Source organism: Chitinophaga sp. 10T418 (assembly GCF_056394125.1).
On the sequence record NZ_JBFTHG010000021.1, the window covers coordinates 61,456 to 76,049 of the forward strand.

7 protein-coding genes are annotated in these 14,594 nt (G+C 47.6%); 5 read left to right on the top strand and 2 right to left on the bottom strand.

The window, feature by feature from the left end; all coding sequences use genetic code 11:
- The first annotated feature begins 19 nt into the window (after window positions 1-19).
- Complete coding sequence (locus tag AC1DCV_RS34220; RefSeq protein ID WP_477027397.1) at window positions 20-2,401, top strand: ABC transporter permease; 2,382 nt, start codon at window positions 20-22, stop codon at window positions 2,399-2,401.
- A gap of 46 nt (window positions 2,402-2,447) precedes the next feature.
- On the opposite strand, the gene AC1DCV_RS34225 is transcribed toward AC1DCV_RS34220, so the two are convergent.
- Window positions 2,448-4,580 carry a family 20 glycosylhydrolase gene (locus tag AC1DCV_RS34225; protein WP_477027398.1) on the bottom strand — a complete coding sequence of 711 codons (2,133 nt, stop codon included), beginning with the start codon at window positions 4,578-4,580 and terminating at the stop codon, window positions 2,448-2,450.
- Between the two features lie 240 nt (window positions 4,581-4,820).
- On the bottom strand, window positions 4,821-7,262 hold the full coding sequence (locus AC1DCV_RS34230) for a tail fiber domain-containing protein (protein WP_477027399.1): 2,442 nt from the start codon (window positions 7,260-7,262) through the stop codon (window positions 4,821-4,823).
- Between the two features lie 324 nt (window positions 7,263-7,586).
- Between AC1DCV_RS34230 and AC1DCV_RS34235 the strand changes: the two genes are divergently transcribed.
- The 4 genes from AC1DCV_RS34235 to AC1DCV_RS34250 all read left to right on the top strand — a co-directional run bounded on the left by AC1DCV_RS34235 (window position 7,587) and on the right by AC1DCV_RS34250 (window position 14,568).
- The gene (locus tag AC1DCV_RS34235; protein ID WP_477027400.1) at window positions 7,587-8,165 is read left to right on the top strand and encodes an RNA polymerase sigma factor; all 579 of its coding nucleotides are present in this window, start codon (window positions 7,587-7,589) and stop codon (window positions 8,163-8,165) included.
- A gap of 72 nt (window positions 8,166-8,237) precedes the next feature.
- Entirely contained in the window at window positions 8,238-9,386 is a 1,149-nt protein-coding gene (locus tag AC1DCV_RS34240; RefSeq protein ID WP_477027401.1) for a FecR family protein, read from the top strand.
- A 113-nt stretch (window positions 9,387-9,499) separates the two neighbouring features.
- Window positions 9,500-12,892 (top strand): TonB-dependent receptor, encoded by a 3,393-nt coding sequence (locus tag AC1DCV_RS34245; RefSeq protein WP_477027402.1) that lies wholly within the window; start codon window positions 9,500-9,502, stop codon window positions 12,890-12,892.
- A 20-nt stretch (window positions 12,893-12,912) separates the two neighbouring features.
- Window positions 12,913-14,568 carry a RagB/SusD family nutrient uptake outer membrane protein gene (locus AC1DCV_RS34250; protein WP_477027403.1) on the top strand — a complete coding sequence of 552 codons (1,656 nt, stop codon included), beginning with the start codon at window positions 12,913-12,915 and terminating at the stop codon, window positions 14,566-14,568.
- The last annotated feature ends 26 nt before the right edge of the window (window positions 14,569-14,594 follow it).

The window sequence follows — 14,594 nt, forward strand, 5'->3', positions numbered from 1 at the left end:
CGCTAAAGCACCTAAAACTATGTTCATCAACTATTTCAAAATAGCCTTCCGTCATCACAGGCAACACAAACTTTATATGCTGATCAATGTCTGCGGGCTGGCACTGGGTATTACGGCTATATTGCTGGCGGTATTATATATGAAAGATGAACACAGCTTCGATGCTTTCCATGAAAAAAATCCTCATCTTTATCGTGTAACCACTACCGTTACATCCGCAGATAATATCCCGCAACTAACAGGCAACACGGGGCAGTTACAGGGACCAGCTTTCAAAGCACAGGTACCTGAAATTGTTGATTACAGCCGGGTAATGGGAGGAGATATTTACGGTGATATCATTGCTGATAATAAAGTACTGAAACAACAGCTGCTCTTTGCAGATGAAAGTTTTTTCAAGGTGTTTACCTTTCCGCTGATAAAAGGTGATCCGGCTACAGCCCTGCATGATATGGGTTCTGCGGTGATTACAGAAAGTACCGCATTGAAATATTTTAACCGCACAGATGTAGTCGGACAAATGCTCCGTATGGATGCAGATCCATCTGCCCGCATGCTGGGAAAGCCATTGGTCATTAGCGGCGTAGTTAAAGACCCGCCCGTGCATTCCTCTGTGCAGTTTGATGTATTGCTGCCTTTCCGCTTTCTGCAACTATCATTTAATGATACCGACTGGTTCAATACTTATCTCAGTACTTTTGTGTTGCTGCGCGCCGATGCTGCATTGTCTGCCGTGACCACCAAACTGAATCGTGTTCAAAGCAGTTATGCAACTACCGGTAAACCCACCATGGTATTTGGGTTACAACGGATAACGGATATACACCTCCATCCACTATACAACGCGGAAGGCAACCGGGAAGGCGGCGTTATCAATGGCAGCAACCCGGTATTCTCTTATATCTTCCTGGGCATTGCAGTGTTTATACTCCTGATGGCTGGTATCAACTTTATCAATATTACATTGGCTGGTTCATTAAAGCGTATCAAAGAAGTAGGTGTCCGGAAAATTAACGGTAGCAGCAGCCGGCAGATCATCGCTCAATTCCTGGTAGAATCAGGCCTGCTCTGTGGACTCGCATTCATCCTGGCATTCCTGCTGGCGGCAGCAGTATTGCCGCTATTCAATACCCTGGCTGGCAAAGCCATTACCATCTCCGCTATCTTTAGTGGTGAACTACTCTTGTATTGTGCGGCGTTGCTGTCGGTTATCGTGTTATTAACAGGTGCCTATCCTGCTTATGTATTAGCCGATTTCAGTGCCCTGCAGGCATTTTCAGGCAAGCGGCACCTTTTTGGTCGTCAGTTGCTTGGCCGGATACTGATTGTTACTCAGTTTTCACTGGCGGTATTCTTTATGATCGTTACCCTGCTATTTTACAGACAAATGGATTATGTGCGGACCAAGGACCTGGGCTACCGTCCGCAGCAGGTAGTAGTTACCCATATCAGTGGCGACAGGGACCTGCACCCCGTACAGGAGTTACTGAAAAGTGAGCTGTCGAAAGAGCCGGGTATCAGCCTGGTATCCTTTGGCGGTGAGCGGGGCGGCACGTCTGGCGTGCAATTGCCGGGCAAACAGATCGCCGCGGTACACCGGGTAATTGACAACAACTACCTCGCAGCCATGGGGATCTCTCTGAAAGAGGGTGAAAATTTTACTGCTGCGCTTTCTAACGGCGCCATCGTAAATGAAGCCTTTGTAAAAGCTGCCGGCATCAAACATCCGATAGGTACACGCATACATACCGATGAATATTTTGATAAAGAAACCCGGATGATTACAGGGGTGGTAAAAGATTTTCATACCGGCTCCCTGCGGGAACGCATTACGCCATTGGTGATGATACAGCATCCTACCTACGGTAATGCGGTTTGGCTGAAACTGGATAAGCAGCGTCAACCCGCTGCCCTCGCAGCGCTCGCGGCAGCCTATAAAAAAGCGTTACCTGAAACAGCATTTACGTATCAGTTCCTGGATGAATTAAATGCCCGCGAATATGTACAGGAACAACGTTGGAAAAAAATCATTTATATCGCGGCGCTGTTGTCTATCGCTATATGCTGCTCCGGATTATTTGGCCTGGCGCATATTGCTACACAGCAACGGATACGGGAAATTGGTATCCGCAAAATATTAGGCGCGGGTATGTCTGATATAATCTTATTGTTTTCCGGAGATTTTATGAAGCTGGTACTAATAGCATTCCTGCTGGCCTCGCCGGTGGCCTGGGCAGTGATGCATAACTGGCTGCAGGGGTTTGCCTACCGGGTAAACATCAGCAGCTGGATATTTATAGTAGCCGGTAGCTTTGCTGTCTTCCTTACACTCACCACGGTGGCCTTGCAGGTAATGCGGGCGGTAGCCGCTAATCCCACGAAAAACATCAGCGCGGGTTAATACAAAAAAGGGCCGCAGCTAGCCATAGCTGCGGCCCGCGTATATTTTAACGAAAGCGGAGTGACCTATCTTCCACCCATCTGCCGTTGGGCCCTGCTATCACGGGTACAAAAGCACATTGCCAGTTTTGTTCTTTATAACTACGTGGTACCCGGATCAGTATTTTGTTCCACCCTTTTTGCAAAGAAATGGCTGCCGGTGGCCGGGACCAGAAAAGTTCTTCATCTGTAAAAGGTATTTCATTACCGGGTCTTTCCCAGGTATGCGTCAGGTAACGATGGACACCGGGTTGCAGCCAATGCGGCGCCGGCAGTGGCTGATGATTCACCCATACATTACCGCCATTGGCATCCCACTTGCCTGCAGCCGGAATACCTGCACTCAAACGTGTGGAGCGGGCTGGTGTTTCAAATCCAATCCAGGCATGTATTTCTTTCGCCGACTCGCTGTATAGCGCTGTGCTGATATAAAATGTTTCATCTGTGCTATCCGGCAGCTGATAGTGGGCAATCAGGTCATCCATCATCTGCACACCTCCGGTCAGCGGGATTGTTTTCGTAGGGGCATTACCGGTATATGCCGGTATTTTCGTTGACCCGTTGCCGGTATACTCCGGCGCAAAAGCTGCATCCGGCGCCTGATCCGGCGTTCTGACAAACGGCCCTATCAACGACATGGTGACGTTGCTGAAAGCGGCAAAAGGGAAAGGCGTTGTTTTAAAGAAACGATCCCGATGTACAGCCAGTCGTTTTTCAAACTCATTAAAATGCTGCCAGGCCAGGGTACTTTTTTCCGGCAACACCGACATATACGCTTTAACAAAACCAGGGCGACCACACCATACTGCTTCGCTGTAAGTCAACGCCCCAGGCCACACCGGATTGTGTAAGGATATCTTTTCTTTATCCGCTACCCGGGTATCCGGCCAGCAGCAAAGGATACCGCCCAAAGCAACCGAGTCGCCCTCCGGACGGTTACATACCTGTTGGAAAAAATAGCGTTGTAAAAGGTTMAGCGCATTACCTGAATTGAGGTAACCCGCATAGGAATCTACGTACGGATGCCCGCTGGAAGCATGTAGCGCGGAAGGATCCATGTCGTACCACAGTTGCTCAATAGTACCCGCTTCCCCGGTCAGCCCGGGATTCCAGACCATTATTCTGCGACCATTTGCTTTTACACGGGCAGACATACGCTGCATAAATACTTTCGGATCCGGGATATGTACTTCATCAGAACCGAGATGAATAATGGGGCAATCTGATGCTGGTATTTCTGCACAAAATTCATCTATCAGTTTCTCCAATACCTCCATCCCTTGCGGTGTTCCCATCTTAAAACCAAAGGTAGGTTCAAAATAAGCACTGTGCCCGGGCATATCCAGTTCAGGGATGATTGTTATACAACGCTCACGCGCATACGAAATAAGCGAACGGATGTCGTCAAAGCTATAGCTGCTGTCCGGATCTCTGCCCGGCCGTTTGTTTTTAGGATCATTCAGTTGTGGAAAAATCCTGCTCTGCGGACGCCAGGCGGGGTTATCCGTGAGATGCCAGTGGAAGGTATTGAATTTATACGCCGCCAGCAGATCGAGTTGTTTTTTCAGCGAAGCTATTTCCCGGAAATTACGACCGGTATCATGCATGAAACCCCGTAGGGCAAAGGCAGGTGCATCGGTGATCGTACAACCAAATGCGCTCAACTGCCCTGCACGTGAAGTGAGCAGTTGCCGGAATGTTTGCACCGCATAAAAAGCGCCGGCTGCATCTTTGCCGGTAATCGCCACACCTTTACTGTTCACCGTGAGCTGATAACCTTCTGCTTTTACCGGCAGTGCGGGCGCTATTTTTATACTGATGGCATGGGCCGGCAAAGGGCTGCCATCAGGCAGTTCACGGGAAGTAATTTTTACGCCTTCGGCAGATAGCAATGCCTGCAACGACTGCACAGCATTTTTAACCATCGCGGCATCTTTGGCGTAATACACCAGCTGTGGCGATGCTGCCAGCCGCCAGTTATCATGTTGCCAGACGATCTGTTGCGGAAACGGAATCAATGCTACCGGCGCAGCTTTCAGCGCCTGTAAACTATGCGGAGGTATCCAAATGTCCATTTTGCTTTGTGTTCTGCCAGACAATAATGCCAGGCAAAGCAGACCGCTTAAAAATGATAATTTCATATGACCAGCCTTCATTTTAGTTCACTGTTTATTTGTTTGTATTTCCCGGCAGGAATGGGGAATAGTAGTGGCTTCGTGATATATCGTGTGAATCGTGGATTCCTGCTATCTGATCATAAATGTAATCAAAAGCGGCAGGAGTCAAAATAAGCGTTTACATTTTATTCAGAGCTGCTTTATAAAACAAACAGGCCCGGTGCAATGCACGGAGCCTGTCTGAATATTCCGGGAGCTCTCCTATTAGTTCTTTTTCACGGATTGCTCTATGGCACTCACTCTTTTGAGCAGCTCTTCTAATTTTTCGGTCAATACCTTATTCTCTGCTTTCATGGCATCATTCTCTTTCTTCAGGAGTTGGTTTAATTCCTGTACAGCTTTCATCGTGATGGCCAGGGAACTGTTGGTATCAAACCGGTCATGCGCCGCCGTAGAAAAATGCCAGTCAGTGCTATCTGCGATGATGCCTACACGTACATTTTCCTGTTTATCATCTTTATAGATAAACTGTTTCACCTGTACCTGCATGAGTAAGGCCAGTGCATCTTCATTAAAACTGCGGATATTCTTTTTCAGACTGGCACGGGAGCTCTGAAAGAATCCGGTGGCGTTAAGATTCCCGCTGGCATCACGTAAAGCCAGGGTATTAGCGGTGGCAGCAGTGGAGGTGGTCAAAGTTTTCACCAGATATCCGTTAGCATCTGTACTTAAAACAGCGGCATTAGGAAGTTGTTGAAATCTATAGCCAGTGGCATCTATGTCAAAAACTTTAAAATCAGTCAAAGTAGATCCTCCCATTAATCTCAAAGGGGTATACGCATTGGTGCTCCTATTGCAGCCTATGAGTGTAGCACATCCATTAGTAAACCCTATTTCAGCGGCAGGACTGTTTGCAGGGTCTGCACCACTGGTATACCAACCCTTAAACCGCCCCTGTCCATTCCATTCCTGTCCACCCTGAGCGGTAAGTCTGCTGACCAGGGTTGTACCCGCATAGTATTTCCAGCTGTAGCTAAGCGTAGGTTGAGGCACGGAAAACCAGGTCGCACCGGATTCAATGCCTATGGCAAAATTTGTACTGGTATCAGTAGCCCGGGGATATAATAACAACTTGGTTCCTGCACTGGCTGCCCTGAGTGTAGGCAACGCCACTCCTGCGGTATTGTAATTGATCATATTGGATATCGTATCCGTCAGGAGTATATTACCCGTTGAGACCATTAAAAAAGCCCGCGACAACGTAAACTGCCCGCCCCCCAAAGCGCCCAGAGAAATGTTCCCATTGTCGCTTAATAAGCTGACATCCCCGTTTACAGAAGATACTTTCCCTACATATCCTGCTCTTACCGTATCATTTTTTTCCATAAATGCGATGTAGGAGGTATTGGCATTTCCTGTGGCTAAGCCGCGGATCCTGGAAGAACTGGCAGCAATAAACCCATTGGCCATTTCCACGATACCTCTGCTGCGCGTTATTCTCAGGGGAGTGTCTATCATTATTCCATTGGAATCATGCCGGTTGATGCCTAAATCACTGCCGGTTTGTAAACCCGATTCCGCGTTATTACGCGTGAAAGACCATCTCCTGTTTTTTATATCATTCGGATCGAGCGTACCACCGTATATCTCCAGTTGGCCGGCGCCGGTAACGCCGTAGGTTTTTAGTTTCGCAAAGGCAGCAGTTCCGGTTACTTGTAAGCTCGCCATCCTACCCGATCCTGCCACATCCAGCATAGCAGCAGGCGTGGTAGTACCAATGCCCACAGATCCGTCAACAGCAATACGCATGCGCTCAGCATAAGATGCTAAACCAGTTCTCTGTCCGAATACCATGTGCGCGCCGTAACCTCCGCCAGTAAGTGATACAACTCCCATATAAGCAGACTGATAAATCCCTGGAGGTACCACTGCCTGCATGTTAAACCCAACGAAACTATTTGTCATAGATGTCAGGTTAAAAAAACTGGCCACACTTGCCTTAGGCCCTGCCACTGTAGTAGAATAAGGTGCATAAGGGATGCTGCTGGTATCCGTTACCGTCAATCTTGCAGTCGGCGCAAAAGGTGTATTCACCATTAAGTACCCGGTTTGTAATCCTGAAGGGATGAACGCGATCCCGGTAGATCTTTCGATCCCCAGGGCGGTAGACAGGAATTTTCCCGTATTCGAATACCGGAATATCCGGTAGTCAGCCCCTGAATCAGCAGCTCCTTGTACTCCGAGTAAACCTTGTGACCAGCGTACATTTCCCTCCACACCAGGACCATTATACATGTAATAATGCGATTCACCATCTGCATCTGTTCCGGCGGTAGTTTTAAGTAGCTGTACATCCACTGCCTTTGAGCGGGCAATGCCACTGATATAAAAGCTGCCCGTCTGAAGATTTGTATCGTTGCGGATAAAACTTTGATTTCCCCATAAACCCAGATTCACAGTATCCTGCCCCGGTATTGTCAGCAAACTGCCGATCGTTTTTAAACCAAGACGCTGGAACTCCGTACGACCGTTCCCTTTATTAAACAAAAATCCCGGCACCGCTTTGGTCCGGTTTTCAATAATCAGTTCCGCCGTATCACAATTACTGTAAATACGCACACTGTCGGCGCGGATCTGGTATACTTGCTGGGCTTGGGAAACATAACTTACGCCAATCAGCATAAGCAGGATGGGTAAAAATTTCATCAGGTATGACATAGGTTATTAAATGAAAATAAGGGCATCTCTTTCACAGACAGGTATCACTTTGCAATACATTTCATAAAAAAGGGACTTCAGCTCCCGGTGCAAATGTCCTACCGGATATACTGGGGTGCCAAAATTAGATAATATCCGCAGAAAAATATTTATCAAGAAAAAACTATTTTTACTGCATCTTTGTGATTGTCACTCCCTGACAGGAGTAAAAGTGAACAAACAACTAACACCAACAAACCCCCACCAGGTTTATGTTAATACAGAAAAGCCGGACATCAGTCCACCGGCAGTAAGAACTATTAATATTTGACAGTGGAAAATTCAGCTACGCGTGATGAAAAAATGCTGCTCTCCAGGATAGCTTCCGGAGATGAGCGGGCTTTTAAGCAACTGTTTGAGCAATGGCATCCTTTGCTGGCTACACATATCTTCCGGGTCACACAATCACAAACACTCACGGAAGAAATTGTGCAGGACGTATTCCTTAAGATCTGGAATAACCGCGAAACACTGGGAGATATCCGCAATTTCTGGACCTACCTGCTGGTTATTTCCCGCAACCATGCACTCAATGCCCTGCAACAAAAAGCAAGGGAATTTAAACATTGGGAACAATGGGTAAAAGACAATGCCACCGAAACGGAAAGCACCGATCCTACCACCACTTTTTATACGCTGATCGATGAGGCCATTGACAAATTATCTCCCCGGCAGAAAGAAATTTACCTGCTGCACCGTCATCAACGAATGACCTATCAGCAAATTGCAGCACACCTGAACATCGGCAGGGAAACCGTTAAAACACACCTGGAGTCGGCTACCAACGCTATTTCCAAACATGTAAAGCTGCAACTGGCAGTTACGATGACGGCTATTCATTTATTGCTCTGAAAATTTTTTTCAGATACCCTCCCCCTTTTTGTCCCGGTAATTTGTCCATAGTATGGAGAAAGACATTTTACTATGGACCAGCAGCAGCTGCAGGAACTTTTTGAACGATACTACAACCAAACGGCTACGCCAGAGGAAACCGCCACCCTGATGGCATTGATCGATCAGGCACCGGCTGAAAAACTCGCGGAACTCATCCGGGAACAGGGAGCAAAATTATCCGTGGCAGATCCGGTGATTCCTGCAAACGTAGCCCGGAATATCCTGCAAAATATATTGCAGGAAGACCGCCGTCCGGTGCGCAGGTTCTCCGCCTGGCAGTACGCCGGCACCGCCGCTGCCGCCATTTTGCTGCTCCTGGGTATCTCCTGGCTCATGCCCGGCAAACATCCTGCACCGCTGGTAAAAACACCCATTGCAGACATTGCGCCTGGTAAAGAAAGCGCTACGCTGACCCTCGGCGATGCCACTGTGGTAGGACTGGATACCGCCTCCAACGGATTGCTCCCTCAACAGGGCAATACCGCCGTCCAACTGGTCAATGGAAAACTCATTTACTCCGGCAGTACTGCTAACACCGCCATTACTTATAACACCATCACCACCGGCAGAGGAAATCACTATAGCATGGTGCTGTCGGATGGTACTAAAGTATGGCTCAACTCCGCTTCCTCCCTGCATTTCCCGGTAGCTTTTTCGGGTAGTGAACGACAGGTAGCAGTTACGGGAGAAGTATACTTTGAAGTAGCCCCGGATGCCCACCATCCATTCCAGGTACAGATGCCCCATAAAGGAACTATCACCGTATTGGGCACTCACTTTAATGTGCATGCATATGAAGATGAAACAGACATCACCACCACCCTGCTGGAAGGCGCCGTCAGCATCAGGAAAGGCAATCAGCAACAATTGCTGAGCCCCGGACAACAGGCTGTGATCAGCGAACAGGCCGGTATCAATGTCCGTAAACAGGTAGACCTCGCACAGATAATGGCCTGGAAAGAAGGCTACTTCTGGTTCAATGATACCAACATTTATGCGTTGATGAAACAGATTGCCCGGTGGTATGATGTGGAAGTACGTTTTGAAGGAAAAATCACAGAAGATGGCTTCTCCGGAAAAATATCCAGAGACGTACCACTATCAAGGGTACTACAGATTTTAGAATTGAATGGAGTACATTTTAAAATAACAGGAAGACAAATTACCGTTATGCCATAAACAACCATCCGCCAAAAAGAAAGCCGGCAGTGTTCCCGCACTACCGGCCGTATTCAGGTAAGTTCAAACTAGTCGCTTAACTACTTATTATCTCACCTAAACCAAACAAATTTATGCTTTTAGGAGCTAAGTTCACTCCCCCCTTCCTGAAAAGGCCGGGAATCACCAAAATCATACTGGCCATGAGGCTTGCAGTCATTTTACAACTGGCACTTTGTTTACAGATCAGCGCCAAAACGTATTCACAGAAAATTTCTATCTCCACCTCCCATGCCCCCTTAAAAACGGTGCTAAAGGAAATTGAGGTACAGAGCGGATACCAGTTTTTCTTTAAAGAGAAAGTATTAAAACTGGCCGGAACAGTAGACGCACATTTTACCAATGCCGATATCCGGGATGTATTGAACCAGTGCCTGAAACCTAAAGGACTCACGTATGATATCGTGGATAAAATAGTGGTGATCCGGGAAGCCCCGGTGGCCGCTCCGGCAGCAGGTACGCCATTGTCAGCGCCCTTATCAGAACTAAAAGGTATCATCAAAGATGAGCAGGGCGTTCCGCTGCCCGGCGCCAGTATCCGCCTGAAAGGCACTACCAAAGGCACGTCTACCAATGCAGAAGGGCAGTTTACCCTGAACCTTCCGGACAATAACGCTATGCTGGAAGTATCGTTTGTAGGATACGAAACGCAGGAAGTGCCGGTGAATGGCCAATCTTCCATTACCATTATCCTGAAGCGCAGGGAAATTAAAGGAGATGAAATTGTGGTGGTAGGCTATGGTACACAAAAGAAATCACAACTGATCGGATCTGTATCGCAGATCAGCAGCAAGGAAATAAATAACAGACCTGTAACCCAACTTTCCCAGGCTCTCACCGGACAAATGCCTGGTGTGACCGTCATACAACGCTCCGGACAACCAGGCACCGGCAACAACATACAAATCAGGGGAGTCGGCTCCTTCGGCGCCTCTTCAGATGCGCTCATATTGGTAGATGGTATTCCCACCGGATCGTATAATGATATTGATCCCAATGATGTGGAAAGTATCTCTGTACTGAAAGATGCCTCTTCCGCCGCTATCTATGGCGCCAGAGCGGCCAATGGCGTAATCCTGATCACCACCAAAACAGGCAACGCCAAAAAGCTGCGCATCAGTTTGAACAGCTACGTAGGTCAACAAAAAATTACATCTACTCCTAAATTCGTCAATTCCTGGGAATATGCTACCCTCATGAATGAAGCGCAACCGGGATCTTATACCGATGAACAAATTCAGAAATTTAAAAATGGCAGCGATCCGGATAATTATCCCAACGTGAATTATACCAATGCCTCCTTCAAAAAGAACTTTCTGCAAACAGGACATAATCTTTCTCTCTCTAACGGGAACGACAAAACGCAGTACCTTATTTCTGCTGGCTACCTGGACCAGGATGGCGTGGTAAAAGGCAATAATTATAAAAGATACAATGCCCGGCTAAACCTGCAGACCAATATCAGTCAGCAACTGAAGCTCACTACCCGCATCGCCGTGATACAGTCCAACCGGGAAGAACCTACTACCCCCGCTACCCTGGATGCTACCAGCATGCAGGACATCATTTCTAATGTGATCAGGTATACGCCCAACTACCCAATCCAGCTAAGCAACGGCTACTGGGGAGCCGGTAGTGTGAACAAAGGAAATCCTGTAGCATGGCTGAATAGCGGCGCCTTCTATAAAAACCGCGGCACAGATCTCAATGGCAATATGCGGCTGGACTGGCAGGTGATACCCGACTTAAAACTGTCGCTCATCGGCGGCTACACGCAATTCCAGGAACAAGGCAAAACATTCCTCGCCACCCAACGCATCAATGAAAATATATTCCTGGGCCCCTCCAGATTATCACAGTTCTCCCGCTTTTCGGACTACCGCACCATTCAGATGCTGGCAGAATACCGCAAACAACTGGGCAAACATGAAATAGGTGTACTGGGTGGTTATTCTTTTGAAGGCTATCATGCAGATAGCTTAAGTGCCGGCAGAAGTAATCTTCCCAGCAACGACCTGACTGTACTGGGTTTAGGAGATCCCAGCACTCAAACAAATAATAGCTCTGCAGGTGAATATGCCCTGAAATCTTTCTTCGGCAGATTTCAATATAACTATGGAAGAAAATACCTGTTTGAAGCGAATATGCGCTACGACGGATCTTCCCGTTTCCCCACAAATGATAAGTATGCCTTCTTCCCTTCCATGGCAGTGGGCTGGCGGATAACAGAAGAAAACTTCCTGAAAGATCGTATTCACTGGCTGGATGAACTGAAACTGAAAGCTTCCTATGGTACACTGGGCAACCAGAACATTGGGAACTATCCTTACCAGAACCTCCTGAATACCGGCTACGACTACCCGATCGGTGGCGTGGCTACACCAGGTGCCGTACGACCTACCATCAACGACTCTACCCTGCATTGGGAATCTACCCGTACCAAAGACCTGGGACTCGATGCAACTTTCTTTAAACAAAGACTCACCGTCAGCGTTACCTACTTCGACCGGTATACCTATGATATCCTCGTAAGCCCCACTGCCAGCGTTTCCGGCGTATTAGGAGCTGCCGTAGGACAACAGAATTCCGGCCGGCTGAAAAATACCGGTTGGGAATTTACTGCCACCCACCGCAACAACATTGGGAAATTCAATTATAATGTAGGTGCCAACTTCAGCATTATCAATAACAAAGTACTGGACCTCGGTGTAGGCAACATCCATCAGGCAAATGGTCTGACAGGCAACGGAAGTTCCCTCTTCGTAGGTTATCCGATGAATCTTTACTACGGCTACGAAGCAGATGGTCTCTTTAAAGATGCGGCCGATATTGCTGCCTGGAAAGCCAACAACGATATGACAGTTATCAGCCCCAGTCCGAAACCCGGCGATATCCGCTATAAAGATATCAGTGGCCCCGATGGAAAACCAGATGGCAAAGTGACCGCAGACTACGATCGCAAAGTATTAGGATCCACTATTCCAAAATATACGTACGGCATTACTTTAGGTGGCAGCTATAAAGGCTTCGATCTGAATGTACTATTACAGGGCGTTTCCGGTGTAAACGGCTACCTGAATAATTATGCAGGGTGGGCTTTTTATCAGAATGGTAATGTACAGCGCTGGCAGATGGATGAAAGATGGACGGCAGACAATCCTAATCCACAGGCCAAATATCCTCGCCTGGAACTCATATCTAACCAGGGTACCGCTAATACCCTCACCTCTTCTTACTGGGTGCTGAATGGTTCCTATCTCCGGCTAAAATCCATACAGGTAGGTTATAGCTTTCCGAAGGACTGCCTGCACCGCGCTAATATAGAAGGTTTGCGTGTAAGTCTCAGTGCGGAAAATATCCATACCTGGAGCAACTACCGCACAGGCTGGGACCCCGAAGTAAATACCGGTGGCGCCTACTACCCTATCCTGGCGAATTACACCCTGGGACTGAATCTTAATTTTTAATGCTTGCAACATCTGAAAAAATGACGAAACAATCTTCTGCTCTATATAAATATCTTTTCCTGGTATTGCTATCCGGTATCGGCAGCATGTCCTGTAAAAAAGAACTGGATAAATCGCCACTGAATAATTACTCCAATGATGCTTTCTGGACCAGCGAACAAAATGCCATGCTGGCACTGACCGGCGTATACAGAGGTAATATACAGATGCAAAAAGCCGCTGAGTTTAATGCCACCGACTGGTGGTCGTACTACGGTTTACTTTTTATAGAACTAGCCACTGACAATGCATATGACCGGCGCGGTGATAACTCAGTGATCAACCGTCTTGGAAATGGCACCATGACAGCGGATCTGGGCATACTCGGCGAATACTGGAATGCCAGCTATATTCGTATCGGCCGCTGTAATTATTTCCTGGAAAATGTTGGCAAAACACCTGTGAGCCAGGACAAACTAAAACGGATGACAGCAGAAGCCAGGTTCCTGCGCGCGTGTACTTATTTTTATATGTCGCAATACTGGAAAGATGTGCCGCTGGTGACCAAAACCCTTTCATTACAGGAAGCCAATACGGTCAGCAAAGCTACCAAAGCACAGGTAGTAGACTTCGTGATCAGTGAACTCAACGCTGCCATCACTGATTTGCCACAGTACAAAGAATTACCGGCATCAGAACGGGGTCGTGCCAGCAAACAGGCAGCCCTGGCCTTTCTCGGCAGATTACAATTATCTGAAAAGAAATATGCAGATGCTGCCGCTACCTATAAAAAAATCATCGACTTCAACGACAACAGCATCGATGCTAATTTTCAGAGTCTCTTTAACGGTACCAATGAAAACAGCAAAGAAATTATTTTTGCTACCCAGTACCTGCAGGATCTTTCACCTAATGCGATGCTGCAACATATTTACCCGGCTACCGCTGGTGGCTGGCATCTGTACTGCCCACTGGGCAGCCTCGTGGAATCGTATGAGTTTAAAGATGGTACGCCTTTTTCTTTTACCGATCCAAAATACAATCCGGCAGATGTAACCGCCAACCGCGACCCGAGACTGAAGTTTACCGTGTTGTATAATAACCAGCCTTTCAAAAATATCCGCTATGTGACTCACCCGGATAGTACCAGGTCACCGGATCAGCTATCTACCACCAAACAAGCCACCCGCACAGGTTTTGGCATGGGGAAATTCAGCTACGAAGGTTTCGCCGGCGGCGATCTTCAAAATTCCGGCATCGATCTGCCCATTATCCGTTATGCAGAAGTATTGCTCAGTTACCTCGAAGCTAAACTGGAAGCCGGCGATGGTATTGATCAGGGTTTGCTGGATGCTACTATTAATAAAATAAGAACCCGGCCCGGTGTAAACATGCCGGCCATCACGGTTACGGATATCACTACCCTGCGTACCATACTGCGCCGCGAAAGAAGAAATGAGCTGGCACTGGAAGGCATCCGCTACTGGGATCTGCTCAGATGGGGCGTGGCAGCACAGGTATTAAAAGGCGACTTTTATGGCGCACCATTTCCTGGTGCGATGAACCTGCGCAAGAATGGCACCACTGTTGATCCTTACAGTCGCTGGTATGTAACCACCAAAGCCTTCAGAGCAATCACCGATGAAAAATGGCCGATCCCGCAAAGAGAAACCAATATCAATCCAAATCTGAAGTAACTTGTGGCGTTCAAATAATTCCGTAA